Origin of the sequence: Pseudotabrizicola alkalilacus (assembly GCF_003443995.1) — a bacterium.
In the GTDB taxonomy this organism is placed as follows: domain Bacteria; phylum Pseudomonadota; class Alphaproteobacteria; order Rhodobacterales; family Rhodobacteraceae; genus Pseudotabrizicola; species Pseudotabrizicola alkalilacus.
In genome coordinates, this window is record NZ_QWEY01000001.1 from 641,510 (window position 1) to 658,639 (window position 17,130).

A 17,130-nucleotide genomic window follows, 5' to 3' on the forward strand; every position below is an offset into this window, starting at 1 on the left:
GCCGTACTTCAAGAAGAATATTCACGCTTTGGGCTTTGGTGACATTTGTCACATCAATTGTGATCAGCCCTTGGGCGTTAACACGTCAGAACCTGTCCTTGCGCCTGCGGATTTCGGCGAAGGTTTCTGCGTCAGATGCGTTGGCCATTCCGACGGCAGCCTTGAGTTCGGGCAAGGCCGCGCGCAGGAACGGGTTTGTGGCCAGTTCTTCGGACAGGGTCGAAGGGACTGTGGGGCGAACATCCTCGCGCGCCAGAGCAACCTGCGATGCACGAGAGATAAGCGCTGGATTGCCGGGTTCAAGGGACAGGGCAAAGCGGATGTTCGATGCGGTATACTCATGGCCCGAACAGATCAGCGTCTCGGGGGGCAGGGCGGCGAGTTTTGACAGGCTGGCCCACATCGTATCGGGCGTGCCTTCGAACAGGCGGCCGCATCCGGCGGCCATCAGGCTATCGGCGGTGAAGGCAAGGCCGGAGCCGGGGAAGTGAAAGGCGATATGGCCCATGGTGTGGCCGGAGACATCTATGACCGTGCCGGTCTCGGCGCCGATGGTCACGCTGTCGCCTTCGGTCAGTGCGTGATCCAGCGGGGGCAGGCGGTGCGCGTCGGCCGCGGCACCCCAGACCTTGGCCCCGGTGGCATCGCGCAGGGCAGGGACGCCTGCGATATGGTCATCGTGGTGATGGGTGATCAGAATGTCGGTCAGCCGCCAGCCACGGGTTTGCAGCGCGGCCAATATCGGTGCAGCATCGGGCACATCGACCACGGCGGTCGCACCGGAGGCGGAATCGTGGATCAGAAAGGCATAGTTGTCTTTCAGGCAGGGGATCGTCACAAGGTCCAGAGGCATGGTCGTCCTTACGGTTGACTGTGGCGCATATGGCCAGCATGGCCCGGAAGAAGGATGGTCCGCAATGCATCTTGATGTACTCGATCTGCGTAACTTTTATTATCGCACCCAGTTGGGGCGCGTGGCGCAGCGGGCGATCCGGGATCAGGTGGTGCAGTTCTGGCCGCCTGCGGTGGGGCAGACGGTGGCGGGGTTTGGCTTTGCGGTGCCGCTGTTGCGGCCCTATCTGCCCAAATCGCGCCGGGTGATCGGGCTGATGCCGGGGCCGCAAGGCGTGATGCCCTGGCCTGCCGGAATGCTGAACGTGTCGGTGCTGTGCGAAGAGACCGCCTGGCCGCTGCCGACCGGGCTGGTGGACCGGCTGGTGCTGATGCACGGGCTGGAGACGTCAGAGCAGCCGACTGCCGTGCTGGAAGAGGCGCACCGGGTGCTGGGGCCGGGGGGGCGGGCGCTGTTCATCGTGCCCAACCGCTCGGGCCTGTGGGCGCGGCGCGATGGCACGCCGTTTGGCTTTGGCCGCCCTTATAGCGTCAGTCAGCTGGAGGCGCAGCTGAAACGGCATGGCTTTACCCCGGACCGGGCGGCCGCGGCGCTGTTTGCGCCGCCCTCGACCGGGCGGTTCTGGCTGCGCACTGCGGATTTCTGGGAGCGGATCGGAAAGCGCGCGCCGTGGCTGGTGGGCGGGGTGCTGATGGTCGAGGCGACAAAACAGGTCTATGCCCCGACGCGCGGCGGGCTGGCCGCGGCCGTGCGCCGCCCGCTACGGGTGCTGGAAGGCGTGGGCCAGCCGGTTCCGGCCCCCGCCAGATCCCACCGGGCGGAATAAGGCAGGCACACAGCCCGCAAGGGAGATTCGCGGTGGGCTGATGGCGTGCTGGAAGTGCGGGCCGCGACCCGCTGCCAAAGCCTGTTGGACCGTCGTTTTTGGCTCTGCGACCCGATCTGAAAGGTGCCATAGAGTCGCACCTGTGCAGGTGCAGCGCAAACATGCGCGAAACCTGCATGGAACCATCACAATGTGGCGACCAACACGGTTGCGGGGTGGCAAAGGCTCTGCTAGAGACGCCGAAAATCAAGACGCATACCCTTGTATGCGCCATTGGCGGCCTCTGACCTGCCGGCGTGTAGGGACGGGCCTAAGACAACGGAAGGGATGACGTGTCCGAACCAGCTTCGATCTCCTCCGGCATCGCCGCGCGCTACGCCACCGCTCTGTTCGAGCTGGCAAGGGAAGCAGGGGCCATTCCGGCACTTGAATCCGACGCAGACGCGCTGACTGCCGCATTGTCCACCAGCGTTGATTTCGGGACGTTGATTTCGTCGCCCGTGATCAGCCGCGATGATCAGGCCCGGTCGATGGCTGCGATTGCAGCCAAGATGGGCCTGTCGGATCTGACCGCGAACACATTGCAACTGATGGCGGCCAAGCGCCGCCTTTTTGTGTTGCCGTATGTGTTGACCGGTCTGGCCGCCCGCATCGCGGAGGAAAAGGGCGAGGTGACTGCCGAAGTGACTTCGGCCACCGCCCTGACGCCGGAACAGGCCAATACCCTTGCCGCCACGCTCAAAGCGCGTGTGGGCAAGGACGTGAAATTGAAAACCACCGTTGATGAAAGTCTCATCGGCGGTCTTGTCGTCAAGCTCGGCTCCACCATGATCGACACCTCGGTCAAGGCAAAGCTCGCAGCTCTCCAGAATGCAATGAAAGAGGTTGGGTGATGGGAATTCAGGCTGCTGAGATCTCTGCGATCCTGAAAGAGCAGATCAAGAACTTTGGCAAGGATGCTGAAGTGGCCGAAGTGGGCCGTGTTCTTTCGGTAGGTGACGGGATTGCCCGTGTGCATGGTCTGGACAATGTTCAGGCTGGTGAAATGGTGGAATTCCCCGGCGGTATCCGCGGGATGGCCCTGAACCTTGAAGTCGACAACGTCGGCGTCGTGATCTTTGGCTCTGACCAGGACATCAAGGAAGGCGATATCGTCAAGCGCACCAAGTCCATCGTGGACGTGCCTGCCGGCAACGCCCTGCTGGGCCGTGTTGTGGACGGTCTGGGCAACCCGATCGACGGCAAAGGTCCGATCGCTGCGACCGAACGCCGGATCGCCGATGTAAAGGCCCCCGGCATCATTCCACGCCAGTCGGTGCACGAGCCGATGGCAACCGGCCTGAAGGCCGTTGACGCCATGATCCCGGTTGGCCGCGGCCAGCGCGAGCTGATCATCGGTGACCGTCAGACCGGCAAGACCGCCGTGGCGCTCGACACCATTCTGAACCAGAAGTCCTATAACGAGGCTGCTGGCGACGACGAGAGCAAGAAACTGTACTGCATCTATGTCGCCATCGGCCAGAAACGGTCGACCGTGGCGCAGCTGGTGAAAAAGCTGGAAGAAACCGGCGCGATTGCCTACACCATCGTGGTGGCCGCAACCGCATCCGACCCGGCGCCGATGCAGTTCCTGGCGCCCTATTCGGCGACCGCTATGGCAGAGTTTTTCCGCGACAACGGCCGTCATGCGCTGATCATCTATGATGACCTGTCCAAGCAAGCCGTTGCTTACCGTCAGATGTCGCTCTTGCTGCGTCGTCCGCCGGGCCGTGAAGCCTATCCGGGCGACGTGTTCTACCTGCACTCCCGCCTGCTGGAGCGTTCGTCGAAGCTGAACGCCGATTTCGGCTCGGGCTCCTTGACCGCGCTGCCGATCATCGAAACCCAGGGCGGCGACGTGTCGGCCTTTATTCCGACGAACGTGATCTCGATCACCGACGGCCAGATCTTCCTTGAGACCGAATTGTTCTATCAGGGCATCCGCCCGGCTGTGAACACCGGTCTGTCGGTGTCGCGCGTTGGGTCGTCTGCACAGACGAACTCGATGAAAACCGTGGCTGGTCCGGTGAAACTGTCGCTCGCGCAGTATCGTGAGATGGCGGCCTTTGCGCAGTTCGGCTCTGACCTTGACGCATCGACCCAGCAGCTGCTGGCCCGTGGTGCGCGCCTGACCGAGCTGATGAAGCAGAACCAGTACTCGCCACTGACCAACGCGGAAATCGTCTGCGTGATCTATGCGGGCACCGCCGGGTTCCTCGACAAGGTTGCTGTGAAGGATGTGGGCCGGTTCGAAGCGGGTCTGCTGTCGTTCCTGCGTAACCAGCGCAAGGATATCCTGGACTGGATCACCACCGCTGACCCGAAAATCAAAGGCGCAGATGAGCAAAAGCTGAAAGACGCTATCGCTGAATTCGCCAAAACCTTCGCTTAAGCGTCTGAAAGGACAGGGATATGCCCAGCCTTAAGGACTTAAAAAACAAGATCGCGAGCGTCAAGAACACGCGCAAGATCACCAAGGCGATGCAGATGGTCTCTGCGGCGAAACTGCGCCGCGCCCAAGAGGCTGCCGAAGCTGCCCGGCCCTATGCCGAGCGGATGAATGCAGTCATGGCAGGACTTTCCGCATCGGTCGGTACATCGGCAAGCGCGCCCCGGCTGTTGGCCGGGACGGACAAGGATCAGGTGCATCTGCTGGTCGTCATGACGGCAGAGCGTGGCCTGTGCGGCGGCTTCAACTCGACCATCGCGCGGCTTGCCCGCGTGAAGGCAAACGAGTTGCTGGCGCAAGGCAAGACGGTCAAGATCCTGACGGTCGGCAAAAAGGGCCGTGAGCAACTGCGCCGCGATCTGGAAGCCAACATGGTCGGCCATGTTGACCTGACGGACGTGAAACGCGTGGGCTATGCCAATGCGCAAGGTATAGCACGCGAAGTGCTGACCCGTTTCGAGGCGGGTGAGTTCGACGTCGCCACGATCTTTTACAACCGGTTCCAGTCGGTCATCAGCCAGGTGCCGACGGCGCAGCAGATCATTCCGGCCAAGTTTGAAGGCGCCACCACCAGCGCGCTGTATGACTATGAGCCAAGCGAAGAGGCCATTCTGGCCGATCTGCTGCCCCGTGGTGTCGCAACGCAGATCTTTACCGCTCTGCTGGAAAACGGTGCCTCCGAACAAGGGGCACGGATGAGCGCGATGGACAACGCAACGCGCAACGCAGGCGATATGATCAAGAAGTACACGACGATCTATAACCGCTCGCGTCAGGCTGCGATCACCAAAGAGCTTATCGAAATCATTTCGGGCGCTGAAGCGCTCTGAGGAACTGGAGAAACGACATGGCAAAAGCACCGAAAGCAGCTGCCGCGGCGGGCAAGGTGACGCAAGTTATCGGCGCCGTCGTGGACGTGCAGTTCGAAGGCGAACTTCCCGCAATTCTGAACGCGCTGATCACCGACAACAACGGCAAGCCGCTGGTTCTCGAAGTGGCACAGCACCTTGGCGAAAGCACCGTCCGCGCGGTTGCTATGGACGCGACCGAAGGTCTGGTCCGTGGCGCGCCGGTGTCTGACACCGGCAAGCCGATTCAGGTTCCGGTCGGCACGGCAACACTGGGCCGCATCATGAACGTGATCGGCGAACCGGTTGACGAGCGTGGCCCGGTCAATGCGGCTGAAACCCGGTCGATCCACCAGCCCGCCCCCTCCTTTGCCGAGCAGGCAACCGAGAGCCAGATTCTGGTGACCGGGATCAAGGTGATCGACCTGCTGGCCCCCTATACCAAGGGTGGCAAGATCGGCCTGTTCGGCGGTGCCGGCGTGGGCAAGACTGTTCTGATCATGGAACTGATCAACAACATCGCTAAGGTGCACTCGGGCGTGTCCGTGTTCGCCGGTGTGGGTGAGCGGACCCGTGAAGGGAACGACCTGTATCACGAGATGATCGAATCCGGCGTTATCGACCTGGAAGACCTGACCAAGTCGAAAATCGCACTGGTCTACGGCCAGATGAACGAGCCCCCGGGTGCGCGGATGCGGATTGCCCTGTCGGGTCTGACCATGGCAGAACAGTTCCGCGACGAGACCGGCGCTGACGTTCTGTTCTTTGTCGACAACATCTTCCGCTTTACCCAGGCGGGTTCGGAAGTGTCGGCTTTGCTGGGTCGTATTCCATCTGCCGTGGGTTACCAGCCGACGCTGGCGACCGACATGGGCGCGATGCAGGAACGCATCACCTCGACCAAGAACGGCTCGATCACCTCGGTGCAGGCCGTGTACGTTCCGGCCGATGACTTGACCGACCCTGCACCAGCCACCTCGTTCGCCCACCTGGACGCAACGACGGTTCTGGACCGCTCGATCTCGGAAAAAGGCATCTACCCGGCTGTGGACCCGCTGGGCTCGACCTCGCGTCTGCTGGACCCGCTGATCATCGGGGACGAGCACTACAAAGTGGCAACCGATGTGCAGAAAGTGCTTCAGCGCTACAAGTCGCTGCAGGACATCATCGCCATCCTCGGCATGGACGAGTTGTCGGAAGACGACAAACTGGCCGTGGCCCGTGCGCGTAAGCTGGAGCGTTTCCTGTCGCAGCCGTTCGACGTGGCAAAAGTGTTCACCGGCTCTGACGGTGTGCAGGTTCCGCTGGAAAAAACCATCGCCTCGTTCAAGGCCGTGGTTGCTGGCGAATATGACCACCTGCCGGAAGCCGCCTTCTATATGGTTGGCGACATCGAAGACGTGAAAGCCAAAGCCGCCAAACTCGCCGCCGCTGCGGCATAAGGAGGGGATCATGGCAGTTCAGTTCGACCTCGTCAGCCCGGAACGGCGCCTTGCGTCGGCTCAGGCGACCGAGGTCCAGATTCCGGGCGCCGAGGGCGACCTGACGGCGATGGAGGGGCATGCCCCCACCATCACCACCCTGCGCCCCGGCATCCTGAAAGCGGTCGCCGCTGACGGGACCAAGACCTTTATCGTGACTGGCGGTTTCGCCGAAATCACCGCGACCAGCGTTTCGGTTCTGGCCGAACGCGCGGTTCCGGTCGAGGAGGCAACGCCTGCCCTGATGGACAGTCTGGTGGCGGAACTCCGCGATGCGGCAGCCGGTACGGATGACAAGGACGCGGCCGACAAGATCATGGCCGACATGATGGCAGCGCGCCGCGCGATCGGGCAGTAATGCTCTGAAACAGTTGAAGTCTGAACAGGCCCCGGCATATGCTGGGGCCTGTTCATTTTCAGGTACAGATTTTTTGGATGACAGGGCACCAGAGCCAGAGTGCCAAAGAAGGGTCACCGCATGAAGCGTTTTCCTCCCGGCAGTATCGGAATCGTTCAGGGGTCGCGGGTTCTGTTTTCCGATTTTGCCGATGGGGGGGTGATGTGGACAGGCGACGGTGATCGCGAAAGCCGCCATATCGTGCGGTTCAAAGAGCCGTTCCGCATGGCACCCGCTGTGCATGTCGGCATCTCAATGTGGGACACGGATCACCGGACCAACGCCCGCGCCGATCTGACTGCAGAAAATATCTCCGAAACCGGCTTTCATCTGGTGTTCAGAACCTGGGGCGACACCCGTGTCGCACGGATACGCGCGGACTGGATGGCGATTGGCCAAGTGCCGGATGAGGACGATTGGGAGATCGACTAAGGGTGGCGCCTAAAAACGGTAGGCCAGCCGAAGGCCACCCCAATGGCAACCTTTGACCGTGATCGGCGCTGAAACATCTTTCATCATCGCGAAGGTGCCACCGCCCATGTCGCGCCGGTAGATCTGCATCAGGAAAGGCGCGGTGGACCTTCCGGCCCCCAAACCGACCCGGTCATCAAAGATACGACGATTGCGGCAATTCGCGGCATTCCAGACTGGATCATTGCCCTGACGAGCCGAGAACTGCCGGTTGTGGGTCGGCAGATAGCCGTCCTGGGTCACTGCTGCGCAAAAAACGATCCGGGGGTCAAGCGTAAGCATCTGTTCTTGTACCGGCGGAAACAGTCGGTCTGTCAAGCTGGTGAAGGGGGCCAGAACCTGGGCGGGGTTGCTGCCGGGGATCGGGCGATAGTCAGAGGAAAACAGCATCTGCTGACTGATCTCGCCGCGGTCAAGGGCCTGTTCCAGCACGTCGCTCAGCCGGGTTGCGGAGTGCATGACGGCATCGATCAGCGGTCGATCTTCCGAAGCGCCACCAAGCGCGAACATGTGCTGCACCATGCGTTCGCTGAGCGTGATCAATCCAGACACGCGATTGCGCGCGTCATTGATCATCTCGGTCTGCTCGATGATCCCTTCGTAAAGTGCCACGAATGTCGGACCGAACCCGTGCATGACACTGCGCATATGTTGCGCATCGGTGCCCATCGCGGCCAGCTCGGACTCGCCTGCACTGGCTTGTTTTCCCAGATCTTTCAGGGCCGATCCGGCAGACGCAAGGTCGCGCAACCCGGTTTCGGCCTGACCGACAGTGACCTCTGTCTCGGCACGCAATGCGGCAATTTCCCCGGCCAACGATCCCACCGTTTCGGAAATCACTCTTGCGGTAGTGGTCGTCTGCGCTGACAGTGCATTGACCGCATCGGCCACCACGGCAAAGCCACGACCGCGGTCGCCCGCGCGGGCAGCCTCGATCTTTGCGTTCATCGCCAGCATGTTGATTTCACGTGCAATGTCGAGAATGCGCGTGTTGGATGCCTGCGTGGCCCGCATCGCATCATCAATGCGGGCAAGGGGCGCACCCACGCCACTGACCCACCCCAACACCTGCTGGCTGGCCCCGATCGCCTGATGCAGCTGTGCGGTTGACGTCGCCAACACTTCGATCAGGCTGCCCATGACGGTCGACAGGCGTTCGGTCGTCCCGACCATGGAGGCAGATGCCTTGGACACGCTGCGGGCGCTGTCGCGCACTTCTGTCAAACGTGTGACCTGTTCTGCGGCGGCCTCATCGACGCCGTCAAAAAAGCCCGCCACGTCCACAATGTCATGGCCCAGCTGCACCGAGGCTGCCACCATTTCATCAATGATCCGGTCGTCCGGACGCGGTGCAGGAGGAGCAAGGGGCGGGGGGGAGACATGGTCTCCGCCACGAAAAGCATTTTTCATCGTGATCTCGCGGTCAGGGCAGAGGACTGCACTCTGACCGAGACCGGTTTCAGGCAGGTTAACCGCGCTGATACATACCTTCGTAGATCGGGACCAAGGTTTCGGTCTCGAACAGGCTCGACACGCTGGTGCCGTTCCAGATGTTCAGGATGGCCTGTGCAAACATCGGGGCAGTCGGCACCACGCGGATGTTGGAGGCGGCTGTTGCGGCCGCGCTTTGCTCGATGGAATCGGTGATGACCAGCGATTTCATCACCGAATTCTTGATCCGCTCCACAGCCGGGCCGGACAGAACGCCATGGGTGATGTAGCTGTGCACCTCGGTCGCGCCGCTTTCCATCAGCACTTCGGCCGCTTTGCACAGGGTGCCGGCGGTGTCGCAGATGTCATCGACGATGATGCATTTCTTGCCACGAACATCCCCGATCACCGTCATTTCGGCAATTTCACCGGCCTTTTCGCGCCGCTTGTCGACGATGGCAAGCGGCGCATTGATGCGTTTGGCCAATTCGCGGGCCCGCCCCACGCCGCCCACATCGGGCGAAATGATCATCAGATCTTCCATCTGGCCCTTGAAGTGATGTTCGATATCCAGCGCAAAGACCGGGCTGGCGTACAGGTTATCCACCGGAATGTCGAAGAACCCCTGAATCTGAGCGGCATGCAGATCCAGCGTCAGCACGCGGTCCACCCCGGCGCTTTCGATCAGGTTGGCCACCAGCTTGGCCGAAATCGGGGTCCGGGCCTTGGCGCGGCGATCTTGCCTTGCATAGCCGAAATAGGGGATCACGGCGGTAATGCGCGAGGCCGAAGACCGGCGCAGTGCATCGACCATGATCAGCAATTCCATCAGGTTGTCATTGGCCGGGTTCGAGGTCGGCTGGATGACATACATATCCTCGCCCCGGACATTCTCGAACACCTCGACAAAGATCTCCTGATCGTTGAACCGTTCGATCCGGGCGTCGACCAGCCCCACCGACATGCCGCGATGCACCGACATGCGGCGGGCGATGGCTTTGGCAAGCGGCATGTTCGCATTGCCGGAAATCAGCTTGGGTTCGGTGATGGCGGGCATGATGGGTCTCCGGGGCCACGGAATCGGGATGTTGACACCGCTTATCACCCGGTTAGGGTCTTGCAAACCGATGCAGGGGAATAGGCTGGCAAATGACACAAATCGATTACTTTTTCGCAACCATGTCACCCTATTGCTATCTGGCAGGCACCCGGCTGGAAGAGATCGCCGCGCGGCATGGCGCGACGATCAGCTATAAACCGATCAATCCGATGGCGCTGATGCCGCGTACGGGCGGGCAGGTGCTGGCCGAGCGGCACGAAAGCCGCCGCGCTTACCGCCTGCAGGAGTTGCGGCGCCTGCCGTTGAAGCTGGGGATGCCGCTGAACCTGCGGCCTGCCTATTTCCCGGCAAACGCGGCCCCCTCGTCCTATGCAATCATCGCCGCTGCTGGCACCGGGGCCGATGTGGGACCGCTGGTGCATGCCTTTTGCCGGGCCGTCTGGGCAGAAGAGCGTGACATTTCGGATGACGCCGTGGTCAAGGATATCCTGACCGCCAACGGGTTTGACCCAATGCTGGCCGACAGTGGCATGCTGGCCGGGGCCGAAACCTATGCCGCCAATCTGGAAGAGGCGGTGGCGCGCGGTGTGTTTGGCGTGCCGTTCTATCTGGTCGGCGAAGAGGCGTTCTGGGGGCAGGACCGGTTGCATGATCTGGACCTGTACCTGTCCGGAAAGCTCTGACGGTTCAGCCGCGAAACGCAGCGAGCAGCGCATCGACATCGGCCTCGGTCGTGGACCACGAGGTGACAAGGCGGCACAGCGTTTCGTCAGTGCGGTAATAGACCGCCCCGGCCGCCTGTGCGCGGGCGTGGGTGGTGGCGGGCAGGTGGGCAAAGATCAGGTTGGCAGGGATAGGGTGCAGGATCTCGGCCCCCGGTACCTGTGCAAGACCGGTGGCGAGCCGTGTGGCCATGCTGTTGGCATGGCGGGCGAGGTGGAGCCACAGGTCAGCCTCAAACCACGTCTCGAACTGGGCCGCGACAAAGCGCAGCTTTGAATTCAGATGGCCCGCGCGCTTGCGGCGCAACTCGCCTTCCCATGCCTTGGCGGGGTCGAACAGCACCACCGCCTCGGCCCCCATCAGCCCGTTCTTGGTGCCGCCAAGGCTCAGCACATCAACGCCCGCCCGCCATGACAGTTCTGCCGGGGTGGTGCCGGTGGCGGCCAGCGCATTGGCGAAACGTGCGCCATCCAGATGCACGGGCAGGCCATGCGCGCGCGCAACAGCCGTCAGCGCCGAGAGTTCGGCCGGGGTGTATACAGTGCCGGCTTCGGTCACATTTGTCAGGCTGAGCGCGCCGCGCTGCGCCACATGGACCGAGCCGCCGGTCTGCGCGATGGCCTGCGCCAAGCCGTTCGGTGTGATCTTGCCCTCCGGCCCGTCGATCAGCGTCAGCTTTGCGCCGCCCGAAAAGAACTCCGGCGCGCCGCATTCGTCTTCGGCGATATGGGCGTGGCGGTGGCAGAATGTAGTGCCCCAGGGCGGGGTCAGCAGGGCCAGCGCCAGCGCATTCGCCGCCGTGCCGGTGGTCAGCAGCAAGACCTCGGCCTTGGGGGCCTCAAACACCGCGCGGATCCGGTCGCGCAGGGCCTGCGTGCCCGCGTCATTGCCATAGGACAGCGCATAACCCGCATTGGCACGTTCCATCGCGGTGAAGACAGCCGGGTGGACCGGCGCGCCGTTATCCGAGGCAAAGAACATCAGGGGGTTTCCTCGATGGTGTAATCTTCCCAGTCGTCTTCCGACACTTCATATTCCGGGATCGTCCAGCCCCGGACCGAAGCCCCGGCGGTGTGCGTGCTTTCGGGATCGCCGGTGAGCAGCGGGTGCCACTCGGGCAGGTTTTTGCCTTCATGCAGAAGCCGATAGGCGCAGGTGCGCGGCATCCAATAGGCGATCTTTGGCAAGGTCTTGGGCGAGAGCTGTACGCAGTCGGGCACGAACTGTTTGCGGATCGGGTATTGCATGCAGCGGCAGGTTTCCCCGTCCAGCAGGCGGCAGGCGACTCGGGTGTATTCCACCTCGCCGGTGTCTTCGTATTCGATCTTGTTCAGGCAGCATTTGCCGCAGCCGTCACATAGCGCCTCCCATTCCTGAGGCGTCATTTTCGTCAGCGGGATGGTTTCCCAGAACTTCGGACGCATAAGGGGGCCTTGGGGCAAAGGGTTACAGGGCAGCCAGGATGCTGCGGGCGCGGTCGCAATCGGCTGCCATCTGGGTGATCAGAGCGGGCAGGCCGTCAAACTTCAGCTCGGGGCGCAGGTAGTCTACAAAGGCGATCGACAGATGCGCGCCGTAGAGATCCCCTTTGAAGTCAAAGAGAAAAGTTTCAAGGTTGGGCTGGTTTACCCCAAACATCGGACGCACGCCAAGGCTGGCGGCGCCGTTGTAGCTGCCCTTGTGCGGGCCGGTCAGCACATCGGCCTTGACCGCGTAAACGCCCAGCTTTGGCAGGTGCAGCCCAGCCACCGACATATTGGCGGTGGGATAGCCCAGCTCGCGCCCCCGCTTTTCGCCATGAACAACCTCGCCCTCGATCCGGTGCCAATGGCCCAGCATTGCCGCCGCATCACGCGGGCGGCCCTCGGTCAGGGCGGCGCGGATGGCGGAGGAGGAGATCGGCAGATCGGCGCTGGTGATCAGCTCGGCAATTGTGGTCTCAAAGCCATGGGTCTTGCCAAGCCGTTGCAGGTCGCTGGCCTTGCCCGCGCGGCCCCGGCCAAAGCAAAAATCCGATCCCACAACAACGTGGCGGATGCCCAGTCCATCGGCCAGCACATCACTCACGAAATCTTCGGGCGACAGAGCGGCGAGGGTTTTGTCAAATGGCAGCTCGTACAGGTGCTGCACCCCCAGCTTTGCCAGACGGTTTAGCCGCGCCTCGGCATTCATCAGGCGGAACGGTGGGGCATCGGGGGCAAAGACTTCGCGCGGGTGCGGCTCGAAGGTGATGATGCCAAGCGGGGCAGGGCCCCGGGCCAGATCAATGACCGCCTGATGGCCAAGATGCACGCCATCGAAATTCCCCATGGCACAGGATGCGCCACGGGCGGATGGGGCGAGCCCCTGCCAGGATCGGTGGATCTGCATTCTACCCCGGTCTGGGGCAGATGCCCCGTCAGTCGAACTTGCGGCTTGGCGCCAGTACCAGCGCCTCGCCCTTTAGCACCACCGTTTTACCCACAGAGCAATGGGTTTCAAGGGTCACCCGACGTTTTGCATGGTCGATTGCCGTCACTGTGACCACGGCATCCACCCTGTCACCGGGCCGGACCGGGGCCATGAAGCGCAAGGACTGGCCCAGATAGACGGTGCCGTGACCGGGCAGTTGTTCGCCGATGACGGCCGAAATCAGCCCTGCGGTCAGCATCCCATGTGCGATCCGCCCTTCGAATATGGTGTCGCGGGCGTAGGCGTCATCCAAATGTACGGGGTTGCGGTCGGTTGAGACCTCGGCAAACAGCTCGATGTCGCGGTCGGTGATCAGCTTGGACAGGCCGCGCGTCATGCCGATCTCAAGGTCTTCGATGCAGATGGTGCCGCGGGGCATATTGTCCAACATCTTGCGATTCCCGTGCTTGTGCTGGTGCGACCTTAACAAATGCCGCAGTGCAGCGCAATTCCGTTGCGCAAGTTATTTCCCAATGCGCGACCAAAGGCGCAATTTTGTTACCTTGCGAATTGCGGCCTAGCGCAGATAGCCGATGGCATAGGTGGCCGAAAGCTGGTGGCCAGCCAGCCAGTTCAGCAGTAAGTCATTGTCCGGGTTGTCAATATCCGGACCGAACTCTTGCGCGGCCAGGCCGCCGGTGACAAACAGTGTGTCCAGCCCCTCACCTACGCCGCCCTGTACATCGGTATTGATACCATCGCCGACACACAGGATGCGCGCCTCGTCCAACCCAAGCCGTTTGCGGGCGAGGTCGTAGATCGGCGGGTGGGGTTTGCCGTAATACAGCGCCTCACCCCCCATCTGCTCATACAACTGCGCCAGAGCGCCGGCGCAATACAGCCGCTTTTCGCCCATATCGACGATGATATCGGGGTTGGCGCAAAGCATTTTCAGACCTTTTGCCTTTGCCATCAATAGTTTACCCCGGTAATCGTCAGGCGTCTCGGTCAGGTCGTCGGCAAGGCCGGTACAGATAATGCCGGTGGCCTGATCGAGGGGGACACGGGTGATGGTGGAGTTGGCTGCCATTTCGGCCAGATCATCTTCGAAATCGGTAAAGAAGGATTCATCCTTGGGCGCGCCGATGTGGTGCACCTGCGAGCCTGCGGCCCCTGACAGCATGGCGGCCTGGGTCGCGTCGCCCGATGAGGCGATGTCATCCCAAGTGTCGCGCGGCAGGCCCATGCTGTCCAACTGTCTGATAATGCTGGATTTCGGGCGCGGTGCGTTTGTCACCAGAATGACCTTGCCGCCGCCAGCGCGGAAGGCTTGCAGGGCGGCGACGGCGGCAGGGAACGGCGTTACGCCATTGTGCAGGCAGCCCCAGAGGTCGCAGAACAGGGCGTCATAGCGGTCTGACAGATCGGCGAGGGAACGGATGATCTGGGTCATGCGACGGGGGCCTTTCTGGCAGACTCGCAGGTCTGATCTGCGTCTGGTTTAGGTATGGCAAAGGTATGGCAAGCGTCGGGCTGTTGCAGCGCGGCGCTTGCCGACCGTTTTCAGAGTTTCAGGGCCGGGATGATCTGCTTTTTGCGGCTCATCACGCCGGGCAGCACCACGGTGTCGCCGGTCACAGTACAGCCGAACGAAGCTTCGGCCATTTGCTTGACCAGATCGTTTGGCACAAGCAGCGTCGCCTCTTCGTTCAGGATATCGACCACGAACAACAGCACCTGATCGGCACCATCCTCTTTCGCCACGGCGTCCATCGAGGCCATCAGGCTGGCCTTGCGGTCGAGCACGATTTTCGGCGCGGTGGTTTCCAGCACCGAGACCCGCAGTTCCTTGCCCGCGACGTTATATTCTTTCGAATCCATCCGCAGCAATTCGGCATCGGAGAAGGCCGAGACATCCGATTTCGCCTCAAACATGGCTGTCGCCAACTCGCTGATCGAAACACCCAGATCGGCGGCCAGTTTTTCGGCCACGGCGCGGTCATGTGCGGTGGTGGTGGGCGAGCGGAATTCCAGCGTGTCTGACAGGATGCACGACAGCATCGCGCCCTTGATCTCACGCGGGGCCTGCGCCAGTGCGTCGCCCATCAGGTCGTGCATGATGGTTGCGGTGCAAGCGAGGGGGCGGATCGTGATGTCGATCGGGCCTTTGGTCTTCAGCCCGCCGACCAGCATGTGATGGTCGATGATGCCCTGAATCTTCGCCTCGTTGATCGAGGGTGGCAGCTCGGCCGGGTTGTTGGTGTCGACGATCACAACCTTGTCGTCAGCGGTCACGTCCGAGATGATTTCCGGCTTGGTCAGGTTCCAGTGCGTCAGCACGTACGCCGCTTCGGTATTGGGTTCGCCCAGCAGAACCGGTTTGGCCGGGGTGTTCTGCACAGTGGACAGATACCACGCCCAGATGATGGGCGAGCCGGTGGAATCGGTGTCGGGGGATTTGTGGCCGAATACGAGCGTGGTCATGAGGGCACCTATGCGCATGTGATTTGTCGCGGCTTATAGTGGGCTGGGCCGGGGTTGTCACGTGGGGGACGGTGCGCGTGGGTGGTTTGGCGCGTCGTGGCGGGCATTTGGGGTAGGGCGGGGTTCACCCCGCCGTGTGCGCCACGAAAGGCGGGGTGAACCCCGCCCTACGCCTATTCGAGCGGGGTCAGCGTCCAGCCCTGTTGTTGCAGCAGATAGGGAATGCCATAATCGCTGGGCAGATGCAGCGCGCCAAAGGCGGCGAGGACCGGGCCTTTGGCGGCAGCGGCCTCGATCACCGGAACCCAGTTCCGGTTGCGGGTGATCAGCAAGGCCTGTTCCATCTTTGCCAGATCAGAGTCCACCTGTTCGGGTGTGTAGCCAGGCATCTGCAACGACAGATCGCGCATCAGTTCCCAGATCAGCCGCGATTCGCCCGCGAAATAGCTGTCGGCGAGGGTGGCCATGTAATCTTCGGCCTGCCCCTCGATGGCGAGGGATGCGCGCAGCATTGAAATCTGATCATCGCGCGAAAAGCTGTCGAACAGCGAGAAGACGGTGTCATAAGGCTCCAACCCCTGTACCGGCACGCCCCGCGCGCGGGCCTCTTCCATGATCCGGTGATCCAGCCCGGCTTTGGGCTGCGCCTGTACCTCGGTCATCATGCAGGGCGGTACGGCCAGCAAAACGGTGAGATACCACGGCTGGAACTTGGCGGCCATGAAGCCGGGAATGCCCCGGCGCGTCATGGCGGCAGACAGGGTTTCCCAATCTTCCGGCGCCATCAGTGTGGGCAGGGTGGTGTCGGTCATCACGAATAACGTGGGGTCTTTGGCAACAGCCGCCAGCAGCGCGGCCTCCTCTTCGGGGCCAGCCTCCACCAGCAGGGTGGTGGCGGTGTCGAGGTGCGGCAGGACCGTGTCGAGCACCTGATCATGGCGCGGGTCAGCCAGATGATAGGTGCCGACCAGCGTGATCTGCTGGCCGTCTTTGGTCGCGCGCCACAGATTGCCCTGATGAAACGGATGTGTGGCGGCCGTCTGCGCCAGCCGGGTGCGATCTGCCGGGGCCATCTGCGAAAGCAGGTTAACACCCTGACACGCGGCTTGGGCTGGCGCGGATACCACCAGCGGAATGGCCAGAAGACACAGCAAGCTCAGAAAGTTACGCATAAATCACCCCTTTGATTGCGCGCAGAGGGTGGCAGGCGTGGCCGGGGAATCCAAGTAAAAATGCCGGGAACCGGCGGGGTTCCCCCGGTTGACAGACGCGGGGCTTGTGACTAGATAAACCTCGTTAGCACTCGCCGACAGTGAGTGCTAAAAGATTCAACCTGGAACCTAAGGGAGTGTTACCAGATGGCTTTCAAACCGCTGCATGACCGTGTGCTCGTTCGCCGCATCCAAGGCGAAGACAAGACCAAGGGCGGCCTGATCATCCCCGACACCGCCAAAGAAAAACCCGCTGAAGGCGAAATCGTCTCGGTTGGTGAAGGCGCGCGCAAGGACTCGGGCGAGCTGATTGCTCCGTCCGTCAAGGCCGGCGACCGCATCCTGTTCGGCAAATGGTCGGGCACTGAAGTGACGCTGGAAGGCGAAGAACTGCTGATCATGAAAGAAAGCGACATCCTCGGCATCATCGCCTGAGGGTTTTCGGGCGCAGCTTGTGCCCGGCGCT

General features: G+C 62.0%; 19 protein-coding genes. 9 read left to right on the forward strand and 10 right to left on the reverse strand.

The window, feature by feature from the left end:
* Positions 1-85: 85 nt before the first annotated feature.
* A complete protein-coding gene (gene gloB, locus D1012_RS03135) occupies positions 86-853 on the reverse strand; it encodes a hydroxyacylglutathione hydrolase (protein ID WP_118149842.1) in 768 nt (255 codons plus the stop codon).
* Between the two features lie 64 nt (positions 854-917).
* Here gloB and D1012_RS03140 point away from each other — a divergent pair, with 64 nt between their 5' ends.
* The 7 genes from D1012_RS03140 to D1012_RS03170 all read left to right on the forward strand — a co-directional run bounded on the left by D1012_RS03140 (position 918) and on the right by D1012_RS03170 (position 7,325).
* A complete protein-coding gene (locus tag D1012_RS03140) occupies positions 918-1,679 on the forward strand; it encodes a class I SAM-dependent methyltransferase (protein WP_118150053.1) in 762 nt (253 codons plus the stop codon).
* Positions 1,680-2,011: 332 nt separating this feature from the next.
* Complete coding sequence (locus D1012_RS03145) at positions 2,012-2,572, forward strand: F0F1 ATP synthase subunit delta (protein WP_118149843.1); 561 nt, start codon at positions 2,012-2,014, stop codon at positions 2,570-2,572.
* Positions 2,572-4,110, forward strand: coding sequence for a F0F1 ATP synthase subunit alpha (gene atpA / locus D1012_RS03150; RefSeq protein ID WP_118149844.1), 1,539 nt, complete (start codon positions 2,572-2,574; stop codon positions 4,108-4,110). Before D1012_RS03145 ends, atpA begins: the two co-directional genes overlap by 1 nt.
* A 20-nt stretch (positions 4,111-4,130) precedes the next feature.
* Positions 4,131-4,997 carry a F0F1 ATP synthase subunit gamma gene (locus D1012_RS03155; protein WP_118149845.1) on the forward strand — a complete coding sequence of 289 codons (867 nt, stop codon included), beginning with the start codon at positions 4,131-4,133 and terminating at the stop codon, positions 4,995-4,997.
* A 17-nt stretch (positions 4,998-5,014) separates the two neighbouring features.
* A complete protein-coding gene (atpD, locus tag D1012_RS03160; RefSeq protein ID WP_118149846.1) occupies positions 5,015-6,457 on the forward strand; it encodes a F0F1 ATP synthase subunit beta in 1,443 nt (480 codons plus the stop codon).
* Positions 6,458-6,467: 10 nt separating this feature from the next.
* On the forward strand, positions 6,468-6,854 hold the full coding sequence (locus D1012_RS03165; protein WP_118149847.1) for a F0F1 ATP synthase subunit epsilon: 387 nt from the start codon (positions 6,468-6,470) through the stop codon (positions 6,852-6,854).
* 120 nt (positions 6,855-6,974) lie between these two features.
* Positions 6,975-7,325 carry an H-type lectin domain-containing protein gene (locus D1012_RS03170; protein WP_118150054.1) on the forward strand — a complete coding sequence of 117 codons (351 nt, stop codon included), beginning with the start codon at positions 6,975-6,977 and terminating at the stop codon, positions 7,323-7,325.
* A 9-nt stretch (positions 7,326-7,334) separates the two neighbouring features.
* On the opposite strand, the gene D1012_RS03175 is transcribed toward D1012_RS03170, so the two are convergent.
* Together D1012_RS03175 and D1012_RS03180 are read right to left on the reverse strand one after the other, a co-directional pair.
* Positions 7,335-8,684, reverse strand: coding sequence for a methyl-accepting chemotaxis protein (locus tag D1012_RS03175; protein ID WP_158569175.1), 1,350 nt, complete (start codon positions 8,682-8,684; stop codon positions 7,335-7,337).
* A gap of 148 nt (positions 8,685-8,832) precedes the next feature.
* Complete coding sequence (locus D1012_RS03180; RefSeq protein ID WP_118149849.1) at positions 8,833-9,852, reverse strand: ribose-phosphate pyrophosphokinase; 1,020 nt, start codon at positions 9,850-9,852, stop codon at positions 8,833-8,835.
* Between the two features lie 92 nt (positions 9,853-9,944).
* Between D1012_RS03180 and D1012_RS03185 the strand changes: the two genes are divergently transcribed.
* Positions 9,945-10,538 (forward strand): 2-hydroxychromene-2-carboxylate isomerase, encoded by a 594-nt coding sequence (locus tag D1012_RS03185; RefSeq protein WP_118149850.1) that lies wholly within the window; start codon positions 9,945-9,947, stop codon positions 10,536-10,538.
* Between the two features lie 4 nt (positions 10,539-10,542).
* On the opposite strand, the gene D1012_RS03190 is transcribed toward D1012_RS03185, so the two are convergent.
* From D1012_RS03190 to D1012_RS03220, 7 genes are all read right to left on the reverse strand, one after another.
* On the reverse strand, positions 10,543-11,559 hold the full coding sequence (locus tag D1012_RS03190) for a threonine aldolase family protein (protein WP_118149851.1): 1,017 nt from the start codon (positions 11,557-11,559) through the stop codon (positions 10,543-10,545).
* Positions 11,559-12,002, reverse strand: a complete 444-nt coding sequence (locus D1012_RS03195; protein WP_435530894.1) for a YcgN family cysteine cluster protein — start codon at positions 12,000-12,002, stop codon at positions 11,559-11,561. Before D1012_RS03195 ends, D1012_RS03190 begins: the two co-directional genes overlap by 1 nt.
* A gap of 22 nt (positions 12,003-12,024) precedes the next feature.
* On the reverse strand, positions 12,025-12,948 hold the full coding sequence (locus D1012_RS03200) for a bifunctional riboflavin kinase/FAD synthetase (protein ID WP_118149853.1): 924 nt from the start codon (positions 12,946-12,948) through the stop codon (positions 12,025-12,027).
* A gap of 28 nt (positions 12,949-12,976) precedes the next feature.
* Entirely contained in the window at positions 12,977-13,420 is a 444-nt protein-coding gene (locus D1012_RS03205) for a MaoC family dehydratase (RefSeq protein WP_118149854.1), read from the reverse strand.
* Between the two features lie 126 nt (positions 13,421-13,546).
* Positions 13,547-14,422 (reverse strand): TIGR01459 family HAD-type hydrolase, encoded by an 876-nt coding sequence (locus D1012_RS03210; RefSeq protein WP_118149855.1) that lies wholly within the window; start codon positions 14,420-14,422, stop codon positions 13,547-13,549.
* A gap of 110 nt (positions 14,423-14,532) precedes the next feature.
* On the reverse strand, positions 14,533-15,453 hold the full coding sequence (locus tag D1012_RS03215) for a manganese-dependent inorganic pyrophosphatase (RefSeq protein WP_118149856.1): 921 nt from the start codon (positions 15,451-15,453) through the stop codon (positions 14,533-14,535).
* A 173-nt stretch (positions 15,454-15,626) separates the two neighbouring features.
* Positions 15,627-16,625, reverse strand: coding sequence for a TraB/GumN family protein (locus D1012_RS03220; protein WP_118149857.1), 999 nt, complete (start codon positions 16,623-16,625; stop codon positions 15,627-15,629).
* A gap of 186 nt (positions 16,626-16,811) precedes the next feature.
* Between D1012_RS03220 and D1012_RS03225 the strand changes: the two genes are divergently transcribed.
* Complete coding sequence (locus D1012_RS03225; RefSeq protein WP_118149858.1) at positions 16,812-17,099, forward strand: co-chaperone GroES; 288 nt, start codon at positions 16,812-16,814, stop codon at positions 17,097-17,099.
* Positions 17,100-17,130 lie beyond the last annotated feature (31 nt).